The sequence below is a fragment of the Simplicispira metamorpha genome (assembly GCF_004341365.1).
GTDB classification, from domain to species: Bacteria; Pseudomonadota; Gammaproteobacteria; order Burkholderiales; family Burkholderiaceae_C; genus Simplicispira; species Simplicispira metamorpha.
This window is the reverse complement of the sequence record NZ_SLXH01000006.1, coordinates 84,995-103,662: the sequence shown is the minus strand read 5'-3', so window position 1 is coordinate 103,662 and position 18,668 is coordinate 84,995. Positions and strand designations below refer to the sequence as shown.

The following is an 18,668-nucleotide window of genomic DNA, read 5'->3' as shown; positions in this document are numbered from 1 at the left end:
TATTCAGAATAGAAACCTTGCAAGCCATTGATTTATATCAAGCATTGATCTGGCACGCATCTTGATGAAAGCATGGGCAGAACATGCGCCCCACCTCCCACGCAGCGGGGGCGGCGCTGCTCTCTTTTCAACCACCGGAGACCGATCCCATGCTGAGCCCTGAACACCGCGCCATCGTCCAAGCCACCGTCCCCCTGCTGGAGACAGGCGGCGAAGCACTGACCACGCACTTCTACAAAATCATGCTGTCCGAGTACCCGGAAGTGCGCCCCTTCTTCAACCAGGCCCACCAGGCCAATGGCGACCAGCCGCGCGCACTGGCCAACAGCGTGCTGATGTACGCGCGCAACATCGAGCGGCTCGAAGCCCTGGGCCCGCTGGTGTCGCAAATCGTCCATAAGCATGTGTCGCTGCAAATCCAGCCCGAGCAATACCCCATCGTGGGCAGCTGCCTGCTGCGCGCCATCCGGGAGGTACTGGGCGCCGAGATTGCCACCGACGCCGTGATTGCCGCCTGGGCCGCCGCCTACCAGCAGCTGGCCGACATCCTGATCGGCGCCGAAGAAAAGGTCTATGCCGACACCGCCGCCGCACCCGGTGGCTGGCGCGGTGCGCGGGCCTTCCGGGTAGCGCGCAAAGAGGCCGAAAGCGCTGAAATCACCTCGTTCTACCTGGAGCCGCAAGACGGCGGCACGGTGCCCGGCTTTGTGCCCGGCCAGTACATCGGCCTGCGCCTGGTGGTGGATGGCCAGGAAATCCGCCGCAACTACTCGCTGTCGGCAGCGCCCAACGGGCAGTTTTTGCGCATCAGCGTCAAACGCGAGCCCGGCGGCGTGGCTTCGGGCTACCTGCACGAACAAGTGCAAGTGGGCGATGCGCTGGACGTGTTCCCGCCCGCTGGCGATTTTGTGCTGGCCGAAGGCAGCAAGCCGGTGGTGCTGATCAGCGGCGGTGTGGGCATTACCCCCACGCTGGCCATGCTGGATGCGGCCCTGGCCAGCCAGCGGCCCGTGCATTTCATCCACTTCGCGCGCAACCGCGCAGTGCATGCCTTCCGCGACGTGGTGGACGCGCACCAATCCCGCCATGCCCAGTTGCAGCGCTTTTATGTCTATGACGAGCACGCCGCCGACACCGACGCCCCCCACGCCACCGGCCTGCTCAGCAACGAGCAACTGGCGCAGTGGCTTCCCCCATCGCGCGATGTGGATGCGTATTTTCTCGGCCCCAAGCCGTTCATGCGGCGCGTGAAACAGCAGCTGCGTGAACTGGGCGTGCCCGAGGCACAGACGCGCTACGAGTTCTTCGGCCCCGCCGCCGCGCTGGAGTAAAGCGGCCAGCGGCGCAGCCCCCCCAAAAAACCACCGGCAGCGGGCACAGACAGGGCTGCGCCATTTCAAAAAGCATAGCTGAAAGCGCACACAGGACAAGCGCTGGCAGGCGATTCTTTGCATGATAATCAGTGCCACCCATGATGCAGCCACGCCGTGGTGCGCTGCCATGCATTGAGTGCCATCAAGGATGCCGCCATGACCCCACCTGCCCTGCCCCCGCCCGTACCGGAAGACGTCATCCAGGCTGCTCTGCGCCTGCAAGGCCCGGCGCACCGCACGCCCGTGCTGCGCTCGGGCACCGCCGACCGGCTGCTGCACGCGCACCTGTTCTTCAAATGCGAGAACCTGCAACGCGCAGGCTCGTTCAAGTTTCGTGGCGCTTTCAACACCCTGTCCCAATTCACGCCAGAGCAGCGCCGCCACGGCGTGCTGGCTTTTTCAGCAGGCAACCACGCCCAGGCCATTGCACTGGCTGCGCGCCTGCTGGACATGCCCGTGCTGATCGTCATGCCCGAAGATGCGCCCGCATCCAAAATGGCCGCCACGCGCGAATACGGCGCCCAGGTCGTCACCTACAACCGCTACACCGAAGACCGCGAGGCCATCAGCCAGCGCATTGCCCAAGAGCGCGGCATGACGCTGGTGGGCCCCTCCGAGCACCCTCACGTCATTGCAGGCCAGGGTACGGCGGCGCTGGAACTGTTTGAAGAGGTGCCCCGGCTGGACTACCTGTTCGTGGGCGTGGGCGGCGGCGGCCTGATGGCGGGCAGCCTGCTGGCAGCGCAGGCACGCGCGCCCCAGTGCCAGGTGGTGGGCGTGGAGCCCGAAGCCGCCAACGACGCACAGCAATCGCTGCGCAGCGGCCACATCGTGCGCATTGCCACGCCACGCACCATTGCCGACGGCGCCCAGGCGCAAAGCCTGGGGCCGCTGGTGTTTGACATCGTGCGCCGCCAGGGCCACGACATCACGACCACCAGCGACCTGCACCTGATGCAGGCGATGCGCTTTTTTGCCGAGCGCATGAAAATCGTCGTCGAACCCACGGGCGCGCTGGCTTTTGCAGGCGCGCAGCACGGCGGCGTGGATATCCGTGGCAAGCGCGTGGGCATTGTGATCAGTGGCGGCAACGTCGATCTGGCGCGTTACGCGCGCTTTCTGGCAGACTGAGCGCCCTTTTTTTTCGATCCTTTTTTTCTGCCCCTCCCCATGAGCAACGTCCACGTCATCGATCACCCCCTGGTGCAGCACAAGCTCACCCTGATGCGCCGCAAAGACGCCAGCACCAACAGCTTTCGCCGCATGCTGGGCGAGCTGTCCACCCTGATGGCCTACGAAGTCACGCGCGATATGCCGCTGCAAGACATCCAGGTCGAAACCCCGCTGGAGACCATGACCGGCAAGGTCATTGATGGCAAAAAGCTGGTGCTGGTGTCCATCCTGCGCGCCGGCAACGGCTTTCTGGACGGCATGCTCAACGTAGTGCCCGGTGCGCGCATTGGCCACATCGGCCTGTACCGCGACCCCGACACGCTGCAACCGGTGGAGTACTACTTCAAGATGCCCTCCGAGATGGCCGAGCGCGACATCATCGTGGTCGATCCCATGCTGGCCACCGGCAACTCAGCCGCTGCGGCCGTGGCGCGACTGAAGCAGCTGCAGCCCAAGTCGATCAAGTTCGTCTGCCTGCTGGCCGCCCCGGAAGGCGTGGCCACGCTACAAAAAGCCCACCCCGACGTGCCCATCTACACCGCCGCTATCGACCGCGAGCTGAACGACCACGGCTACATCCTGCCCGGCCTGGGCGATGCAGGCGACCGGATTTTTGGCACCAAATAAGGCCCTAGCGCCCGCTGGATAAGCGCGAGCAGCTCTTTATTTAATAGCAAAATGGGGCATCACCTGCCCCAGCTCACGCCCCGGCCACGGGCGTACACAGCTCGACCAAGACGCCGTTCAGATCGGCCACATAGGCCACGGTCTGGCCCCATGGCATTTTCTCGGGCGCCTGCACCAGGCGCGCGCCTGCGGCCACCGCCCGCTGTACGGCAGCTGGCACATCGGCGGTGGTGAAGGCAATTTCAAAACTCGGTGCGCTGGCCGAAGCACGCTGGGGGTTCTTGCCCAACTCGGTCATCAGCCGCAGCGATGAGAAAGCCAGGGCCGTGGCCCCCGTCTCCAGCTCGCCAAAATCACCCGCCTCGTGGATGAAACGGCGCTGAAAGCCAAAAGCAGCCTCATAAAAGGCAATGGTTTGGGTCACGTCTTCGACATAGAGAATGGTGTAGCCGAACTGCATGAAAACTCCTTGGTAAAAATTCCACCAGGATCGGGCGCCGACCGGCAGCGTCCGACCCCGTCAGGCGGGCGCCTGGGCCATGAATTCGACCCGGTTGCGCCCGTGTTCTTTGGCCTGGTACATGGCCTGGTCGGCGCGACGCAGGGCAGCATCTGATGAGTCGCCCCGCCCGCACAGCGTCAGGCCAATGCTGACCGTGAGGGCAACGCTGCCTTGGTGCGTGGCGGCGGGCCGGGCAGCCACCGCAGCACGCAGGCGCTCGGCCACTGTGCGGGCGCCTGCCCCATCGGAGCCGGGCAGGAAAATGGCAAATTCCTCGCCCCCCAGGCGGCCCATCACATCTTGCTGGCGCAGGCACTGGGCACTGATTTGCACAAAATGGCGCAGCACCTCATCACCGCCCTGGTGCCCACAGGTGTCGTTGATTTTCTTGAAGTAATCCAGGTCAATCACCAGCACGGCCAAGCTGGCTTCTGTGCGCTGCGCCTGGTGGATGGCTTTGTCCAGCGACATCAAAAACGCCCGGCGGTTGAACACGCTGGTGAGCGGGTCGACTTCTGCCAGGTGGCGCAACTCGTTGGTGATGAACTCATTGGCCAGCATCAGCGTGCCAAAAGCCATGAACACCAGCGCCACAATGAATTCGAGCAGAACAAACTGGGACAGCAGCGCCACCAGCTCCACATCCGTTGGCTGCACCGGGCCCAGTTTGAACAGCAAAGGCCGCAGCAACAAAAACACGCCATGCAAGCCTGCCACCAAGGCCACCAGATAGCGCATGGGCACTTGCTGGCGCTCGCCGGAGGCCAGCGTGCGCGCAGTCAACAAAAAGAAAATACCGTTGCCCAGGCCCGCCAGCACGAAGCGCATTTGCAGATCAGGATGAACCACCGTGAAATACAGGTTCAGCCCGATCAGTGCCGCAATGAAAACGGTGGCATGGCGCAGCGACACCAGCCGCTTGCCCGTATGGGCAATGCAGCCCAAAAGGTACAAACAGGCCCCCCACAGCATGGTGCCCTGGGTCAGCAGCACGGACAGGGGCTCAGGCAAATAGTCGCGCACCAGCAAACTGAGGCAAGCTAAAAAACCCAGGCTATAAGAAAGCGTCCACAGCCGCAGGCCGGGAATCTGCTTGTTGAAATGCCACACGGCGCACAGCACCGTACTCACCAACGCCATCAAAACGGCGCTGAGGATAAAAAGCGTAGGGCTGTGCATGGAAAACATTCATCAGGCCAAGGCAGGGGCCCGCAAACTGGCCCAACCCCAGCTGCTGGCAAATGAATCAGCCAGCCAGGCCGACAAACACGTTCTGCACATCGTCGTTGGCATCGATGGCACCCAAAAAGGCTTCCACTTCTTCCAGCGCTTCAGGGCTCAGGCTGGCTGGGTCAATGGGGTTCTTGGCCTTGTAGCCCAGCTTGGCCGACAGCACCGTGAAGCCCTGCGCAGGCAGCGCGCGGCTGACCAGATCGAGGTCGGCGGGGTCGGTGATGAACAGGGTCTGGCCTTCTTCTTCGCCCGGCTCAAAATCTTGCGCACCGGCCTCGATGGCGGCCAGTTCGGGGTCAGCGCCTGCGCTGGCGGGTTCGGCCTCGATCATGCCCACGTGGTCAAAGTCCCAGGCAACGGGGCTGAGCTGGCCTTTGCGAAACAGCACGCGCATTTCGGGGGCGGTGCGGTTGACGTTGTCGGTCAGGCATTCGACCATCACCGGCACCTGGTGCGGGGCAAAGCCTTCGTAGATCACATGCTCGAAACTGGCAGCCTCCACACCGATGCCGGCGCCTTTTTTGATGGCCCGCTCCAGCGTGTCTTTGGGCATGGACACCTTGCGTGCCTGCTCCAGCACCAGGCGCAGCTTGGAGTTGCCCGCCGGGTCAGCGCCGCCGCGTGCGGCCACCATGATTTCCTTGGCCAACTTGCCAAACAACTTTCCTCTGGCATCTGCAACCTGTGCTTTGCCTTTTGCTTTCCACTGCGCGCCCATGTTCTCTGTCTTTCCAGGTGTGGTACCGCCCCTGGCCCTTGGATAGCCGGGGCGGCTGGTGGCATACGCACTGCTGACAAAGAGGGCGTATGCCGCAAGGCCGGGAGATTACCACTGGCATGTGCAGGTCAAAGCCAATGCAACCGCCAGTTTTACCCGCCACTACCGGGCACTGCTGCCAGCGGCGACCGGGCACCACCTGGCGCCAAACGCCCCCAGCGCATGCCACCATCGCAGGGTTGCCAAAATCTATTCAAGGAAGAAGCCATGCTCAACACCCTGTGGCTGGGGTTTTTCATCACCGCCGCCCTCGCCGCCTGCAGCCAGTGGCTGCTGGGCGGCAACGCACAGATTTTTGCCGCCATGGTCGAGGCGCTGTTTGCCATGGCCAAGCTCTCGGTCGAGGTCATGGTGCTGCTGTTTGGCACGCTCACGCTGTGGCTGGGGTTTTTGCGCATCGCAGAAAAAGCCGGCATCGTCGATGCACTGGCGCGCTGGCTGGCGCCGCTGTTTGCCCGGCTCATGCCCGAGGTGCCGCGCGGCCACCCCGCGCTGGGCCTGATGACACTGAACTTTGCCGCCAACGCCCTGGGCCTGGACAACGCGGCCACACCCATGGGCCTGAAAGCCATGCACGCGCTGCAAACGCTCAACCCCCGGCCCGACACCGCCACCAATGCGCAAATTTTGTTTCTGGTACTGAACGCTTCGTCGCTCACGCTGCTGCCCGTCACCATCTTCATGTACCGCATGCAGCAGGGCGCAAGCGACCCGACGCTGGTGTTCTTGCCGATTTTGCTGGCCACTTCGGCATCGACGCTCGTGGGGCTGTTGAGCGTGGCCGCTGTGCAGCGCCTGCCCCTGTTCAGCCCGGTGGTGCTGGCCTATTTGCTGCCGGTGGCGCTGCTGCTGGCGGGCTTTATGGCGCTGCTGACCACGTTGAGCGCAGCGGCGCTGGCGCAGTTGTCGTCCCTGCTGGGCAACCTGACGCTGTTTGCGCTGGTGCTGCTGTTTGTCTGCGTGGGAGCCTGGCGCAAGGTGGCTGTCTATGAGGCGTTTATCGAGGGCGCCAAAGAGGGCTTTGACGTGGCCCGTGGCCTGCTGCCCTATCTGGTGGCCATGCTGTGCGCGGTGGGGGTGTTTCGGGCCTCGGGGGCGCTGGGCTATGTGCTGGATGCCATCCGCTGGGGCGTGGAGCTGCTGGGGCTGGATGCCCGCTTTGTTGAGGCGCTGCCCACCGCTTTGGTCAAGCCGTTTTCGGGCAGCGCCGCGCGCGCCATGCTGATCGAAACCATGCAGACCCAGGGCGTGGACAGCTTTGCCGCCCTGGCCGCCGCTACCGTCCAGGGCAGCACCGAAACCACGTTTTACGTGCTGGCCGTGTATTTTGGCGCCGTGGGCATACAGCGTGCGCGCCACGCCGTGGCCTGCGCCCTGCTGGCCGAACTGGCCGGTGTGGTGGCAGCGATTGCCGTGTGCTATCAGTTTTTTGGCTAAAAATGCAAGCCAAATCGGCCTTCAGCGCCCGCACAGTGGGCGCTACCAGCTATCAATTCAGTAGTTAAAAATCTGAGAACCCGTGGGGCACACCTCCCCAGCACCGCTGCCTGGGCCACAAAAAAACCGCCGGCGGGAACCAACCCTGCCAGCGGTGTGACTGCACAGGCGCAGCAGCAAGCTGCCGCGCGCTGCACTCAATACACGTCGTGCTGCGTGTTATGCACGTTGAAATGGCCCGTGGGCGTGATGATGCGCGGGTCTTTGATCACGGCCTTGAGCTTGAGCGTCTTGTCGTCCACCACCACCAGCGCCGACTGTTTGTCCTTGGCCGACCAGACCGAGAACCACACCTCATCGCCCGCCTTGTTGAACTCGGGCTGCACCACGCGCTTGGCACCGCCGTCGTCGGCCAGACCGGCCCATTCGGCAATCGGCAGCACGGTATAGCCCTTGTCCAGGTTCTTGATGTCGTACACCACCACCGACTGCGAGATTTTCGGGTCAGGGTTCAGCGGCGCGTCCGAATACAAGTGCGACGATTGGGGGTGGCTCTTGATGAACAGCGCACCACCGCCCGGGCCCTTGAGCTTGGCCACTTCCTTGAAGGCGTATTGCTTGTGCTTTTTCGGGTCGGTGCCAATGAGCGAAATGGTTTCGTCACCCAGGTGGCCCGTAGCCCAGACGGGGCCAAACTGCGGGTGGATGAAGTTGGCGCCACGCCCGGGGTGCGGTGTCTTGCCCACATCCACCACGGCTTCCATTTTTCCTTCTTTGGCATCGACCACGCCAATTTTGTTGCTGTTGTTGGCCGCCACCATGAAGTAGCGCTTGGTCGAATCCCAGCCGCCGTCGTGCAGGTAGCGTGCCGAGCCCAGCTCGGTAATCTTGAGCGCGTCCAGATTGGAGTAATCCACCATCAGCGTCTTGCCGGTTTCCTTGACGTTGACGATGAACTCGGGCTTGAAGTGCGAGGCCACGATGGAGGCCACGCGCGGCTCGGGGTGGTACTCCTGGGTGTCCACGGTCATGCCGCGCGTAGAAACGATTTTGATCGGCTCCAGCGTGTTGCCATCCATGATGACGAACTGGGGTGGCCAGTAGGCACCGGCAATGGCCAGTTTGTCGGTGAAATCGCCTTCTTTGCCCTTGTACTTGGAGGTATCCACCGAGCGCGCCTCCAGCCCCATGCGGATTTCAGCGACGTTGTCGGGCGTGGGCATCCACAGGTCGATCATGTTGACGCGGCCATCGCGGCCAATCACAAACAGGTAGCGGCCCGACGCCGAGGTGCGCGAGATGTGTACCGCGTAGCCCGTCTTGACGATGTTGATGATCTGCTTGGTGTCGCCGTCAATCAGCGCCACTTCGCCGGTATCGCGCAGCGTGGTGGAGAAAATGTTGGCGATGTTGTAGTTGTTCATCTTCCGGGTCGGGCGATCCTTGGGGGGAACAATCACCTTCCAGGTTTTTTTCATGTCGGCCATGCCCCACTCGGGCGGCTGGGGCGGGTCTTGCTGGATGTAGCGGGCCATCATGTCCACCTCGGCCTCGGTCATTTCGCCCGAGGTTTGCCAGTTGGGCATACCCGCAGGCGAGCCGTAGGCAATGAACACCTTGAGGTAGTCGGTGCCCTTGGCCAGCGTGAGGTCAGGCGTCAGTGGCTTGCCCGTAGCGCCTTTGCGCAGCACACCGTGGCAGCCAGCGCAGCGCTCAAAGTAGGTTTGCCGTGCCTTGTCGAACTCCACCTGCGTCATCTTGGGCGCATTGGGGTTCATGCTCTGGTACATGGGCGTGTTGGCCAGCGGCGAGGAGCCCGCCTGATAGTTCAACTCCGGGGCCGTGACACCCTCTTTGTGCTGGGCAACGGCATTCCACACCAGTGTGGAAAAAACCAGGGCAGCCAGGCGGGTCAGCTTGTAATGTTTCATGTGGGACTCCTCTTGAATGCCGCCGCCCAGGTAGTGGTCTACCCTTAAAAAAGAGCCCGCTGCGGGCTGCGACAAGGTTTCAGCGGGATTTCTTCATTATTTGAACGGATGATGGGGTTATTCTTTAATAAATGTCAAACAGTCATTTAACGTGAAACTTTGTTAAAAGTCCCTGCCGATCGTGCAGGAAAGACATTTCTCTCACCCAGGGCCCGACCATGCCACACCCTCTGCGCACCCGCCGCCCATCCCGGCACGCACTCCTTCCATTGGCCTGGCTGGCTTGTCTGGCCTGCCAGGCCAATGCCCAGGACAAGCCAACCAACGCCGCCGCCACGCTGCGTGAGGTGGTGGTGAGCGGCTCACGCAGCGAACAACTGGGCGACGAGTTGCCCGTGTCGCTGGACGTGGTGAACCAGCAAGAGGCCGAGTTCAGCCAGATGCAGGACATTCGCGATGCCGTGCGGGATTTGCCCAATCTGTCGGTGCCACGCGGGCCATCGCGCTTTGCCATCACCGGCCCGGCCCGCAGCACCGGGCGCGATGGCAACGCAGGCTTTCAGATCCGGGGGTTGGGTGGCAACCGGGTGTTGATGCTGGTCGATGGCGTGCGCGTACCGCACAGCTACATTTTTGGCAGCAACGCTTTTGGGCGCGACTACCTGTCCATGGACTTGCTCAAGCGCCTGGAGGTGCTGCGCGGGCCGTCGTCGGCGCTGTACGGCTCGGACGGGCTGGCGGGCCTGGTCAACCTTATCACCCATGAACCGGCAGACTTTTTGCACTCCAGCACGGGCGAGGCCACATCGCTGGGCGGGCGCATCTCCACGGCCTGGAGTGGGGACGACAGGGGCCGTGGCCTCAGCGCCACCGTGGCGGGCCGTGCCAGCGATTCGGTGCAATGGCTGCTCACGGCATCCGGACACCGGGCCCACGGCCTGCAAACCCGGGGCGATATCGACACCCCCGACACCCGCCGCACCACCGCCAACCCGCAGCACGACCGCGATACCGCCCTGCTGGGCAAGCTGGTCTTTCAACCCGATGGCTGGCAAAAACACGTATTCACGCTGGAGCAGGTGGACAAGGAATCCAGCGTCAACCTGCTCTCCAGCCGCGCACCACTGCCATTGGGTGGCACGCCCGCACAACAAGCCGCCGCCGTGATGGACGAGCGCGCTGAAAGCACCAGCACCCGCCAGCGCCTGACTTGGGACGCGCGCTACCAGATCAACACCGCCTTGGCCAACGAAGTGCGCACGGTGCTGGGCGTGCAACGTGCCTCTGCCCGGCAGCTGGGAACGTCCGACCTGTACCGCAACCCCGACCGTGTGCGCGATGTTTTCTATGAAGAAACCACCTGGCAAGCGGGCATACAGGCCAGCCAATCGACCAGCCTGGACAACGGCTGGGCACGCAAGCTGACCTACGGCCTGGATTACCAGAGCGCCGATCTGAGCAACCTCTATACGGGCGTCAACCCCCTGCCGCCGGAAGTTTTCCCACTCAAACGCTTTCCGGACACGCGCGAGTCCGGCAGTGCCCTCTATGCCCAAAGTGAGTGGATGAACGAGCGCTGGAGCATCGTACCCGGCGTGCGGCTGGACTGGTTTGCCGTGGATGTGCGCACACAAGAGGGCTTTTACCCGCCCGCCAAACGCCCGGCCCGCTCCCTCTCAGGCTCTGCCGTATCGCCCAAACTGGGGGTGATGTACCAAGTCCGGCCCGGCTGGAGCCTGTTTGGCAACTACGCAGGGGGTTTCCGTGCGCCCAGTGCGTACCAGGTCAACGGCTATTACGAAAACCTGGCCGAGCACGTCGTTATTGCACCCAACCCCAACCTGCGCCCCGAAAAAAGCCGCAATCTGGAACTGGGTCTGCGCACCCGCCTGAACCGGCTGCAGGCCGATGTAGCCGTGTTTTCCGGACGCTTCAGCCAGCTGATTCAGGAACAGCGCTTTATCTCGGGCGCAGGTACGCTGGCCGACCCCAAAGTTTTTCAAACCGTGAACATCGACCAGGCACGTATCCACGGCTTTGAGGTCAAAGGGCATTACGACTGGGGCCTGTGGGCTGGTGGCCGCTGGGGCACGCCATTTTCTTACGGTCAGGCCCGGGGTAAAAACACATTGACCGGCACCCCCCTGAGCTCGGTAGAGCCCGCCAAACTGAGTCTGGGCCTGGACTACCAAACCGCCACCTGGTCTACCCGGCTGGTGGTGCGCCACCATGCGGCCAAACGCGCCCAGGACATCGACAGCAGCGAAACTGTCAAAGCACCCAAGGTACAAATCACCGTGCCAGCGGCCACCACACTGGACTGGTTTGCACAGTGGCGCCTGCGCAAGGATGTGCGGCTGAATGTCGGCATCGTCAACCTCACCAACCGCAAATACTGGATGTGGTCTGACGTGCGTGGCCTGGAAAGCAGCAGCACGGTTGCCGATGCCTATACCCAGCCAGGCCGCAGCGCGCAGCTGTCGCTGGTGGTGGATTTTTAAAAATGGCCTGAAGGCGCGGCTTCAGCGTTCGGGCGCGATGGCCTCGGCCCAATCGTAGAGCGCACCCAGAATACTTTCGGCACGCTCATCGGCGGTTTCAGAGAGCTGGTCGATTTCGGTGAACAGTTGCTCCACGGTGCGCGCGCCGCCCGCACCATCGAACAAACGGGCCGCGCGGTGTGCCTCCCAGCGCGCCTGGTCGGCCTCGTCCAGCGTCTGCGGAAAATTGCGCGCGCGGTAGCGCCACAGCATCTCTTGCAGGCGCGGGTCGTCAAAACTACCTTTGGCACGCGCCAGCGCCTCGCCCGACAGGGCCCGCAATTCATGGAGCCTGTAGCGATCCTGGTTGCCGACAAAACCGGCGTACAAGTCCTGCTCCACATCCAGTGCAGGCTCAGCCGGACGGGCAAACACAGCGGGCCAGATAGCGCTCATATCAGGCAGATCGCGGGCGATGGCTGCGTGCTGCAAAGCCTGCTCCATATCAATACTCCAGCGCTGCGCCAGGGCCGGTGTGAGCGTTTTGAGGTTGCCCACCACCATGGGCGACTTGTTCAAATGAATGGTTTTGATGGGCAGGCGTGTCACGCCTTCGGGCAAATCGGCGGCGCGGGTGAACATACGCTGGCGCAGTGTCTCGGTACTGATGGTGGCCAGCTCGCTCGGATCATGGGCCAAATCCCAGACGATGATTTCGTTTTTATTGGTGGGGTGGTTGGCCAGCGGCCACACCACAGCCAGACAACCGCGCTGGGCACCGTACATGCCGGAGACGTGCAAGAAAGGCCGTGCCGTCAGGGCCGTAACCGGCAGGTGCAACTCGGCAGCCACGCGGTCTTTTTTATGCAACGTGAAGCAAAAGTCGAACAGGCGCGGGTTCTTGTCGCGGACCAGCCGGGCCAGTGCAATCGTCGCGCGCACATCCGACAGCGCATCGTGCGCAGCCTCATGTACCAAGCCGTTGGCCAAGCTCAGGTCTTCGAGTTTGAAGCTGGGCGTACCGTCTTCCTTGGTCGGCCAGACGATGCCATCCGGGCGCAGTGCATAGGCCATGCGCACCACATCCAGTAAATCCCAGCGACCGCACTGGTTTTGCCACTCGCGGGCATAGGGATCAATGAGGTTGCGCCAGAACATGAAGCGCGTGAATTCATCGTCAAAACGGATGGTGTTGTAACCCACGCCCACGGTGCCGGGCCGGGCCATTTCGGCCTCAATGCGGGCGGCAAACTCGCGCTCGGGCACGCCACGCTCCCAGGCCAGTTGCGGCGTGATGCCAGTGATAAGGCACGATTGCGGGTCTGGCAGGTAATCATTGGCGGGCTGGCAATAGAGCATCAACGGCTCGCCAACCTCATTCAACTGTGCATCGGTGCGAATGGCAGCAAACTGCGCTGGCCGGTCGCGCCGGGGGTTGACGCCAAAGGTTTCGTAGTCGTGCCAGAGAAAGGTATGGGAAGACATAGGGCGCAGCGCCAGAAGCGCTCCAAACAACAACCGGCAAAAACAAAAAACCCTGCTACTTTGCAGGTAGCAGGGTTTTTATTTACTTGGGGTGGCTGATGGGGCTCGAACCCACGACAACAGGAATCACAATCCTGGACTCTACCAACTGAGCTACAGCCACCGTAGACATAAATTATATGTCAAAAAACCTTCTTTAGAAGAAAAAATTAATTTTCTGCCGACATTTTTTCGTTTGAAGGCTTTGGCACCTTGATCTGAGCCTTGAAATGGCTTTTCAGCGACTCATAGTAGGCCCAAACTTCAGCATCCGCCAGCCATTGCACATATTGACGTTGGCGCTGCGCCATCAATTGCTCATCCACAGCCGGCGCAGGCACCAAACGGTTGACGCGCGATACGATATAGCCACCTGCCCCCAGATCAACGCCCACCCAAGCCGGAAATACGTCTGCACTGGCAGCCAATACCGCATCAACCAAGGCAGATGGCTGCCCCTGCAGCTGATCACGGGCAACCACAATAGGAGAAGACAAGCCTTTTGCTGCATCTGGGTTGGCTTTCCAGGCAGCGAGTTTGGCCTCCCCATCAAGGCGAGCCAACTCGGCAGACTTCTCTTGCACGTAAAGCTTGTGCACTTGGGTGCGCACTGCATCAAATGCCAAAGTAAGTGCTGGTGTGTATTGCACAACACGGCCTGCCGCAAGCTGGCTGGTACCGACTTCTACTGCCTCGGTATTGCGTTTTTGCTCCAGAGACTCCGCAGAGAAAAGGGCTTGCAAAAACTTGCTGTTGGCCAATGCACCAGATACACCAGATGCAGGCACTCTAGTGACATTGCTAGCAGACTGGAGCTTCAGTTTCAGCTTTTCTGCAACAGGCTGCAAACTATCGGATTGTTCATACACCCCATTGGCGAACGCTTCGGCCACCTCGGCAAACTTACGTTGTGCCTGCTCCTGGCGCAACTGCGCCTCCAAGGAAACACGCAATTCATCAAAACTTGGTTGACGCGGCGTTTTGGTGTCAGTCAGCAGAATGATGTGATAGCCAAAATCACTCTCGACGACATCGCTGATTTCACCTTTTTTCAAGGCAAAGGCAGCCTCCTCAAAAGGCTTGACCATAGCCCCACGCGCAAAAAACCCCAAATCCCCGCCCTGCACCGCAGACCCGGGATCTTGGGAAGACTTTTTCGCCACATCCGCAAAACTTCCTGGGCTCTTGCGCACCTGCTCCAGCAATTGCGCCGCCTGCGCTTTGGCTTTCTCGCGGTCTGCAGCAGGTGCATCTTTGGGAGAGGCAATCAGGATATGGCTGGCACGACGCTCTTCCTTGCCAGCCAAGCGAGAGACATTCTCTTTGTAGTAGGTGCGCAAGTCGTCTTCATTGAGCGAAATGCCTGCACGCACTCTGTCCAGATCAAGCACCACGTACTCGATCGTGGCCTGCTCTGCCTGCTGGAACAGTGCTGGATGCGCTTTGTAATAAGTCTGCAGCTGCTCGTCGGTGGGCTGCACCTTGCTAGCGTAATCGGCCGGATTGATTTTGACCGTTTGAATCTCACGGCGCTGGAACAGTGCATCCAGCGCTATGTTCGCTTGTGCCTTGCTGGCAAAAGCAGTTTCCGCGATGTTGCCCAAAACCTGGTTGACCGCCAGGTCTCTGCGCATGGAGGCCTCAAAGCTTTCCGGCGTCATCCCTTGGGAACCGACCAAGGCCTTGTAGGCCTCAACATCCAGTGTGCCGTCGGCACGGCGAAGTGCAGCAATTTGTGGAATTTCGTTCAAAGCACGTGCCAACTCAGCATCGCTGGTGGTGATCCGAAATTCTTTCACTGCGGCTTGCAGCACACGATCACGCACCATACGCTCCAGCGTGGCATAGCGCGCTTGTGCGGAGTCCAGAAGCGCTGCGTCCACGCCAGGTCGCTGTGCACGAATGCGATCAGACTCTTGGCGATGGGCGTTGTCCCATTCTTCCTGGGTAATGTCTTGGCCATCCACCCGAGCCACCACTGGGCTACCGGCAGAGAAATAACTGGAATCAATGCCCACGAGCACGAACGACGGAATGATCAGCAAGAACAGCAAGAACATCGCGATCTTGGAATGCTTGCGGATAGATTCAAACATAGTCAATCTTTCAATGACAAAAAACAAAAGGCGAACTTTCGTTCGCCTTTGTTTCGGTGGTGGTGGGTGCTAACGGGGTCGAACCGCTGACCTACGCCTTGTAAGGGCGCCGCTCTACCAACTGAGCTAAGCACCCCACCTGAATCAAGTATTAGTTTAACGCATCTTTCAATGCTTTTCCCGGACGAAACTTCGGTACTTTAGCAGCCTTGATGTTAATCGCTGCACCGGTGCGTGGATTACGGCCTGTGCGTGCTGCCCGTTTGCCCACTGCAAACGTGCCAAAACCAACCAGCGATACTGTACCGCCTTTTTTCAAGGTTTTCTTGACTGCATCAATCGTGGACTCCAGCGCGCGCGCAGCTGCTGCCTTGGAGATGTCAGCGTTGTTCGCTATATGCTCAATCAATTCGGTTTTGTTCACAAGCAGCCTCTTGGTATAAGCGTGAATGAATGTCTCCGGGCTGTCTGATTTTCACGCACTAATGGCTTGAGCGGGCATGCGCCGGGCATGCAGGAAAAAGCGGGCGATAAGGGCAGAAAACTTGCCGTTTCAAACAAAAGCCATCGACATTCAGGTGTCAATACAGTACGCCACTTTGCAGTGGCGTTGGCCGCGATTCTAGTCGCAATTGCCTCTGCTGCCGGACTTGCCCCGGTTTTTTGTCTATAGGCCCATGCGATCCCTTCACTGAGCCAGCACGTCTCGGCTGTGCGGTCACACCCTTACTGCACACGGGCACGGATTTCAGGAACGGCTTTTTGCAAGTAATACACCATCGACCACACCGTCAGCACCGCTGCAATCCAGATCAGCCAAGTACCCCAGACGCCTGTGTCCACGGCGCCAAACAAGCGCCCGTCATACAGCAAGAAGGGAATGGCCACCATCTGCACCACCGTCTTGAGCTTGCCTAGCATATGGACGGCCACGCTTTTGGCTGCGCCAATCTGTGCCATCCATTCGCGCAGTGCTGAAATGGCGATTTCGCGGCCAATGATGATGAGCGCCACAAACACATCGGCACGCTGCAAATGCACCAGTACCAACAGCGAAGCGCACACCAGAAACTTGTCGGCCACCGGGTCCAGAAAAGCGCCAAACGATGATGTCTGGTTGAGCTTGCGCGCCAGATAACCGTCGAGCCAGTCGGTGGCGGCAAAGACGACGAACATCACCGTGGCTACCAGGTTGCGCGTGGCCGGATCGAGGGGCGCATAAAACACCCCCACGATCAAAGGTATCGCGACGATGCGCGTCCAGGTCATGATGGTGGGGATAGTCCAGAACATGGCCGCGATTGTGTCACGGCCAACGCGCTTGAAAGGCTTGCACGCTGCCAGCGCTCAGCGCAAGGCGCGGTAAACCTCTTGCGCCAAGGCGTGCGATATGCCTTCCACCGTCATCAAATCCTCCACGCTGGCCGCTGCCACGCCGCGCACCCCGCCAAAGCGCTGCAACAGGCGGGCACGCTTTTTGGGGCCAATGCCCGCAATCTCTTGCAGCTGCCCACCGCCCACGCGCACCTTGGCGCGTGCTGCGCGCATGCCGGTGATGGCAAAGCGGTGCGCCTCGTCGCGAATCTGCGCCACCAGCATCAGCGCGGCACTGTCTGCGCCCAGATAGACCTTTTCGCGCCCATCGGCAAAGACCAGCTCCTCCAGCCCTACTTTGCGGCCTTCGCCTTTTTCCACGCCCACGATGCGCGATACATCCAGCCCCAGCTGCACGAACACCTCGCGCGCCACGGCCACCTGGCCAACACCGCCATCGACCAGCACCAGATCGGGCAAGCGCGCTTGGCCTTTGGGCGATGCAGACGCGGCGCCCGCTGCATCGGGCGCAGCGGCGCCAAAATCGATACCACCGGCCTCGCGCTGGGCCTCGGCCACCTTGCTGTAGCGGCGCTGTAGCACCTGGCGCATGGCAGCGTAATCATCGCCGCCGGTAATGCCGTCGATGTTGAAACGGCGGTATTCGCTGGCCTGCATTTTGTGGTGGTGGAACACCACGCACGAGGCCTGCGTGGCCTCGCCCGCCGTGTGCGAGATGTCGAAGCACTCGATGCTCAGGCTGTCGAGGTCGTCTTGCGGTAAATCCAGCGCCTGTGCCAGCGCACGGGTACGCGCCTGCTGGGAACCCTCCTCGGCCAGCAGGCGGGCCAGTTGCAAATCGGCGTTTTTTTGCGCCATCTCCAGCCAGGCGCGGCGCTGTTCGCGCGGCTGCTGCACCAGGTTAATGCGCACGCCCTGTTGCGCACTCAGTGCGTCCAGCAAGGCTTTGCTGACGGGCGCGCTGGCCACCAGCACGGGCGGCACTGGCACGCCCAAATAGTGCTGGGCGATAAAGGCCTCCAGCACCCGGGCTTCTATGGCCGGGGCGGGCAGCGCCGGGTGGCCTGCGCGGTCAAGCCCCTCAGCACCTTCACTTTCGCTGTCACCGTAGCCCTGGCCCTCGCCTTGGTTTTGCCCCTCACTGTGGCCCGGACCCGCGTCCGAAGCATCGCCCTGCCCCGCCTCCGCGCCGTCGGCCTCGGGCTGAAACAGGGCCTGGGCGTCTTCGATGTGTACCGGGAAGTACGCCCGGTCGCCCAAATGGCGCCCGCCGCGCACCATGGCCAGGTTGACGCAGGCGCGTCCGCCCTGCACCTTGACGGCCAGGATGTCCACATCCTTGTCCGACACCGTTTCTATCGATTGCTGGTGCAGCACACGCGCCAGCGCCGTGATCTGGTTGCGCAGCTCGGCCGCCTGCTCAAACTCCAGCCGCTCGGAGTGCGCCATCATCCGCGCCTCCAGCTCTTTGAGCAGGTCTTGGGTTTCGCCGCGCAGCAGGGCCTGCGCGTGCGCCACATCCTGCGCATAGGCGGGCCCGGAAATCAGCCCCACACAAGGCGCCGTGCAGCGCTTGATCTGGTAGAGCAGGCAGGGCCGTGTGCGGTTGGCAAACACCGTGTCTTCGCAGGTACGCAGGCGAAACACTTTTTGCAGAAGCAAAATCGTCTCTTTCACCGCCCAGCCGTTGGGGTAAGGGCCGAAGTAGCGGTGGTGTTTGTCCACTGCGCCCCGGTAGTAGGCGATGCGGGCAAAGGCCTGCGTGGGCACGCTACTGGTGCCATCCTGGGCGGCCAAGCCGGTGATTTTCAGGTAGGGATAGCTCTTGTCGTCGCGGAACAGGATGTTGTATTTGGGCTGCAACGACTTGATGAGGTTGTTCTCCAGCAGCAGCGCCTCGGCCTCTGATCGCACCACCGTGGTCTCCAGCCGGGCGATTTTGCTGACCATGTGGCCAATGCGGGTGCCGCCGTGGTTTTTCTGGAAGTAACTGGACACGCGCCGCTTGAGGTGCAGCGCCTTGCCCACGTACAACAGCGCGCCCTGGGCGTCAAAGTAGCGGTAAACGCCGGGCAGCGCGGGCAACGCAGCCACTTGGGCGAGCAATTCTTCAGAGTGCGATTCAGACATGGCGCTATTGTGCAAATTTGCGCGCCTGCACCGTGCCAGTGCCCCGGCA

14 protein-coding genes and 2 tRNA genes are annotated in these 18,668 nt (G+C 61.5%); 5 read left to right on the top strand and 11 right to left on the bottom strand.

Going from position 1 to position 18,668, the window contains the following annotated elements; all coding sequences use genetic code 11:
* The first annotated feature begins 149 nt into the window (after window positions 1-149).
* The 3 genes from hmpA to upp all read left to right on the top strand — a co-directional run bounded on the left by hmpA (window position 150) and on the right by upp (window position 3,173).
* A complete protein-coding gene (hmpA, locus tag EV674_RS05005; RefSeq protein WP_119012282.1) occupies window positions 150-1,331 on the top strand; it encodes an NO-inducible flavohemoprotein in 1,182 nt (393 codons plus the stop codon).
* 198 nt (window positions 1,332-1,529) lie between these two features.
* Window positions 1,530-2,504 carry a threo-3-hydroxy-L-aspartate ammonia-lyase gene (locus tag EV674_RS05000; protein ID WP_119012333.1) on the top strand — a complete coding sequence of 325 codons (975 nt, stop codon included), beginning with the start codon at window positions 1,530-1,532 and terminating at the stop codon, window positions 2,502-2,504.
* A gap of 39 nt (window positions 2,505-2,543) precedes the next feature.
* Window positions 2,544-3,173, top strand: a complete 630-nt coding sequence (gene upp / locus EV674_RS04995) for a uracil phosphoribosyltransferase (protein WP_119012281.1) — start codon at window positions 2,544-2,546, stop codon at window positions 3,171-3,173.
* Between the two features lie 73 nt (window positions 3,174-3,246).
* Here the strand turns inward: upp and EV674_RS04990 are convergent, their stop codons facing one another.
* The 3 genes from EV674_RS04990 to EV674_RS04980 form a co-directional block, all read right to left on the bottom strand.
* A complete protein-coding gene (locus EV674_RS04990) occupies window positions 3,247-3,633 on the bottom strand; it encodes a VOC family protein (RefSeq protein WP_119012280.1) in 387 nt (128 codons plus the stop codon).
* Window positions 3,634-3,693: 60 nt separating this feature from the next.
* Window positions 3,694-4,854: a GGDEF domain-containing protein gene (locus EV674_RS04985; RefSeq protein WP_119012332.1), complete on the bottom strand. Its 1,161-nt coding sequence runs from the start codon at window positions 4,852-4,854 to the stop codon at window positions 3,694-3,696.
* Window positions 4,855-4,921: 67 nt separating this feature from the next.
* Window positions 4,922-5,626, bottom strand: coding sequence for a YebC/PmpR family DNA-binding transcriptional regulator (locus EV674_RS04980; RefSeq protein ID WP_119012279.1), 705 nt, complete (start codon window positions 5,624-5,626; stop codon window positions 4,922-4,924).
* Window positions 5,627-5,893: 267 nt separating this feature from the next.
* Here EV674_RS04980 and EV674_RS04975 point away from each other — a divergent pair, with 267 nt between their 5' ends.
* On the top strand, window positions 5,894-7,123 hold the full coding sequence (locus EV674_RS04975; RefSeq protein WP_119012278.1) for a nucleoside recognition domain-containing protein: 1,230 nt from the start codon (window positions 5,894-5,896) through the stop codon (window positions 7,121-7,123).
* Window positions 7,124-7,320: 197 nt separating this feature from the next.
* Here the strand turns inward: EV674_RS04975 and EV674_RS04970 are convergent, their stop codons facing one another.
* A complete protein-coding gene (locus tag EV674_RS04970; RefSeq protein WP_119012277.1) occupies window positions 7,321-9,054 on the bottom strand; it encodes a nitrite reductase in 1,734 nt (577 codons plus the stop codon).
* A gap of 218 nt (window positions 9,055-9,272) precedes the next feature.
* On the opposite strand from EV674_RS04970, the gene EV674_RS04965 reads away from it, so the two are divergent.
* Window positions 9,273-11,555: a TonB-dependent hemoglobin/transferrin/lactoferrin family receptor gene (locus tag EV674_RS04965; protein WP_119012276.1), complete on the top strand. Its 2,283-nt coding sequence runs from the start codon at window positions 9,273-9,275 to the stop codon at window positions 11,553-11,555.
* A gap of 21 nt (window positions 11,556-11,576) precedes the next feature.
* On the opposite strand, the gene sbcB is transcribed toward EV674_RS04965, so the two are convergent.
* The 7 genes from sbcB to uvrC all read right to left on the bottom strand — a co-directional run bounded on the left by sbcB (window position 11,577) and on the right by uvrC (window position 18,619).
* Complete coding sequence (gene sbcB / locus EV674_RS04960; protein ID WP_119012331.1) at window positions 11,577-13,019, bottom strand: exodeoxyribonuclease I; 1,443 nt, start codon at window positions 13,017-13,019, stop codon at window positions 11,577-11,579.
* Window positions 13,020-13,106: 87 nt separating this feature from the next.
* Window positions 13,107-13,182 (bottom strand) — tRNA-His (locus EV674_RS04955).
* Between the two features lie 46 nt (window positions 13,183-13,228).
* A complete protein-coding gene (locus tag EV674_RS04950) occupies window positions 13,229-15,154 on the bottom strand; it encodes a SurA N-terminal domain-containing protein (protein WP_119012275.1) in 1,926 nt (641 codons plus the stop codon).
* Window positions 15,155-15,214: 60 nt separating this feature from the next.
* Window positions 15,215-15,290: transfer RNA gene (locus EV674_RS04945), tRNA-Val, on the bottom strand.
* Window positions 15,291-15,305: 15 nt separating this feature from the next.
* Window positions 15,306-15,605, bottom strand: a complete 300-nt coding sequence (locus tag EV674_RS04940) for an HU family DNA-binding protein (protein ID WP_374761666.1) — start codon at window positions 15,603-15,605, stop codon at window positions 15,306-15,308.
* A 275-nt stretch (window positions 15,606-15,880) separates the two neighbouring features.
* Window positions 15,881-16,447 (bottom strand): CDP-diacylglycerol--glycerol-3-phosphate 3-phosphatidyltransferase, encoded by a 567-nt coding sequence (pgsA, locus tag EV674_RS04935; RefSeq protein ID WP_119012273.1) that lies wholly within the window; start codon window positions 16,445-16,447, stop codon window positions 15,881-15,883.
* Window positions 16,448-16,501: 54 nt separating this feature from the next.
* Entirely contained in the window at window positions 16,502-18,619 is a 2,118-nt protein-coding gene (uvrC, locus tag EV674_RS04930) for an excinuclease ABC subunit UvrC (protein WP_119012272.1), read from the bottom strand.
* Between the last annotated feature and the right edge of the window lie 49 nt (window positions 18,620-18,668).

What these genes read in the sequence shown, in the direction of transcription:
- EV674_RS05000 (WP_119012333.1), top strand. Translation starts at nt 1,530, where the DNA reads ATGACCCCACCTGCCCTGCCCCCGCCCGTACCGGAAGACGTCATCCAG.
- EV674_RS04975 (WP_119012278.1), top strand. Translation starts at nt 5,894, where the DNA reads ATGCTCAACACCCTGTGGCTGGGGTTTTTCATCACCGCCGCCCTCGCC.
- EV674_RS04950 (WP_119012275.1), bottom strand. Translation starts at nt 15,154, where the DNA reads ATGTTTGAATCTATCCGCAAGCATTCCAAGATCGCGATGTTCTTGCTG.
- hmpA (WP_119012282.1), top strand. Translation starts at nt 150, where the DNA reads ATGCTGAGCCCTGAACACCGCGCCATCGTCCAAGCCACCGTCCCCCTG.
- EV674_RS04970 (WP_119012277.1), bottom strand. Translation starts at nt 9,054, where the DNA reads ATGAAACATTACAAGCTGACCCGCCTGGCTGCCCTGGTTTTTTCCACA.
- EV674_RS04990 (WP_119012280.1), bottom strand. Translation starts at nt 3,633, where the DNA reads ATGCAGTTCGGCTACACCATTCTCTATGTCGAAGACGTGACCCAAACC.
- EV674_RS04965 (WP_119012276.1), top strand. Translation starts at nt 9,273, where the DNA reads ATGCCACACCCTCTGCGCACCCGCCGCCCATCCCGGCACGCACTCCTT.
- uvrC (WP_119012272.1), bottom strand. Translation starts at nt 18,619, where the DNA reads ATGTCTGAATCGCACTCTGAAGAATTGCTCGCCCAAGTGGCTGCGTTG.
- sbcB (WP_119012331.1), bottom strand. Translation starts at nt 13,019, where the DNA reads ATGTCTTCCCATACCTTTCTCTGGCACGACTACGAAACCTTTGGCGTC.
- upp (WP_119012281.1), top strand. Translation starts at nt 2,544, where the DNA reads ATGAGCAACGTCCACGTCATCGATCACCCCCTGGTGCAGCACAAGCTC.
- pgsA (WP_119012273.1), bottom strand. Translation starts at nt 16,447, where the DNA reads ATGTTCTGGACTATCCCCACCATCATGACCTGGACGCGCATCGTCGCG.
- EV674_RS04980 (WP_119012279.1), bottom strand. Translation starts at nt 5,626, where the DNA reads ATGGGCGCGCAGTGGAAAGCAAAAGGCAAAGCACAGGTTGCAGATGCC.
- EV674_RS04985 (WP_119012332.1), bottom strand. Translation starts at nt 4,854, where the DNA reads ATGCACAGCCCTACGCTTTTTATCCTCAGCGCCGTTTTGATGGCGTTG.